This is a genomic window from Sphingobium sp. FW305-3-2-15-F-TSA7 (genome assembly GCF_058787155.1).
This window is the reverse complement of record NZ_JBYSZM010000077.1, coordinates 1-1,712: the sequence shown is the minus strand read 5'-3', so window position 1 is coordinate 1,712 and position 1,712 is coordinate 1. Positions and strand designations below refer to the sequence as shown.

Here is a 1,712-nt window from a genome sequence, read left to right as displayed (position 1 = left end):
CCCTTCCCTTCCCGCCAATCGGCCGCCGGCATCGCGGCCGTGAGATCAAGCGAGCCAATATGAGAATTGCGCCTATCGGAATCACAATGCTGCTGGGCTCGGCGGCCGCGCTCGCCCAGCCCGGGGCCCCGCCGACACCGCCCGGGGCCAATGGCGGGAGCACCGCACCGCGCAGCGCGGCGCGGCCGGCGACCGTGCGCTACGATGTGAAGAACGGCTATACGCTGGCCTTTGCCGATGCCGATGTGAAACGCGTGATCGATGCGGTGCTGGGATCGATGCTGGAGCTCGATTACAGCGTCGATCCCGAAGTGAAGGGCAATATCACCCTGCGGACGAGCCAGCCGGTGACGCGCGAGTCGTTGTTGCCGATGCTGGAAAGCGCGCTGCGATCGGTGAACGCCGTCGTCCTGGTTCAGGGATCGACCTATCGCGTGCTGCCGCGCGAAGCGGCGCAGACGCGCGCGCCGCTGGCGCGGGGCGGCGGCGGGGCAAGCGCGGGCACGGCGGTTCCGGGTTTCGCGACCGAGCTGGTTGCCGTGAAGAACGGCAGCGCCAAGGAGATCGCCCGGCTGCTCGAACAATTCCTGGGCAAGGATGTGGTGGCGGGCACCGATTCCGCGCTGAACCAGGTGGCGATCAGCGGCAGCGCCGAGGAACGCCAGGCGGCGCACGATCTGATCGCGCGCTTTGACGTCGATGCGATGGCGAACATGACGTTCGAGCTCTATCGCCTGCAGAATGTCGATGCGGGAACGCTGCTCAGCGAGCTGGAGCGGATTTTCCAGCCCCCCTTCGACATCATCGGATCGCGCGTGCGCATCGTTCCGCTGCCCCGGCTGCGTTCGGTGCTGGCGATCGCGGTGGAGCGCAGCGACCTGGCGCGCGTCGAGCCGTGGATCAGGCGCCTGGACGCCGGCGTGGCGGGCAAGCGCAAGCTCTACAGCTATATGGTGCAGAACGGACGCGCACGCGAACTGGCGTCGTCATTGCAGATGGTGCTGGGCATCGGCGGCAGCGACCAGGCAGATGCGACGGCCCCCACCCCGGCGCCGGCCATGCCCCCCGCAGCGGACGGCGGCGACGGCCAGGCACGCGAACCCATGGCACGCGCCATGCCGACGACGCCGATCGCGGCCCCGGCCGCCGCGACGACCGCCACCACCAGCGTCGGCCCGCGCATCGTGCCCAGCGAATCGAACAATTCGCTGCTGATCTATGCCGATGGCGAGGAATATGAGTTCATCCGCGAAGCGATCGAAAAACTCGACCAGCCCGTCGCCCAGGTGCTGATCGAAGCGACGCTGGCGGAAGTGACGCTGACCAACGATCTGCGTTTCGGCGTCAATTTCCGCGCGATCAGCGGTGACACGACCTTTTCGAACAGCAGCACGACCGGCGGCACGCCGGCCAGCGTGTTTCCCGGATTTTCGCTGTCGGTGATCGGCAACAGCGCGCAGGGCGTGCTCAACACGCTGCAATCCAAGACCAATGTCCGCGTGCTTTCCGCGCCCAAGCTGCTGGTGCTCAACAACCAGACGGCGATGCTGCAGGTGGGCGATCAGGTGCCGATCGTCATCCAGCAGGCGCAGAGCGTCTCCGCGCCTGGAGCGCCGATCGTGAACACGATCGAGCTGCGGGATACGGGTGTGATCCTGAAAGTGGTGCCGCGCGTGAACGACAGCGGGACGATCACGCTGGATATCTCGCAG

At 67.0% G+C, this 1,712-nt stretch carries 1 protein-coding gene; it reads left to right on the top strand.

Annotated features, from left to right (window positions below):
* Positions 1-86 precede the first annotated feature (86 nt).
* The coding region (locus AC3WN8_RS30080) for a secretin N-terminal domain-containing protein (RefSeq protein ID WP_492673212.1) at positions 87-1,712 on the top strand (1,626 nt) is incomplete at its 3' end.